Raw genomic sequence first — 435 nt, 5'->3', positions numbered from 1 at the left:
TAAACGCCCCCCGCCCCCGCCGGGTGGGGGGCGGGGGCGCGGCGCTCAGGTGCCGATGCCGGCGTCAGCCGTTGCGCTTCCAGCGCGGCTTGTCGTCACGGCGGCCGAAGCTGCCCGTGCCCGTGCCCGTGCCGCGGTCGTCGCGACGGCCGAACGGGCGGTCGTGTCCGCCGGAGCGGAAGCCGGGGCGGTCACCCTGGCGGTCCCGGTTGAACGGGCGGTCGCTGCCACGGTGTCCGCCGCGCTCGTCGCGCCGGTCGAACGAACGGCGCTCGCCGTCCCGGCGGAAGCCGCCACGGTCGTCACGGCGCTCGAAGGAACGGCCGCCTCGGTCGTCACGGCCGCCCCGGTCGTCACGGCCGGCTCGGTCGTCACGGCGGTCACGGTCGAAGGGGCGACGGTCACGGTCGCCGTCCCGGCGGAAACCACCGCGGT

The 435-nt window shown here is 77.5% G+C and carries 1 pseudogene; it reads right to left on the bottom strand.

Annotation, left to right across the window (positions count from 1 at the left end):
* Window positions 1-64 precede the first annotated feature (64 nt).
* Window positions 65-435 (bottom strand): annotated as a pseudogene (locus AB0L95_RS08280) (RNA helicase); the annotation flags it as partial.

The organism is Streptomyces sp. NPDC052036, assembly GCF_040680495.1.
Classification (GTDB): domain Bacteria; phylum Actinomycetota; class Actinomycetes; order Streptomycetales; family Streptomycetaceae; genus Streptomyces.
Note: the sequence above shows the minus strand (reverse complement) of the source record. Positions and strands in the feature narration are given on the sequence as shown.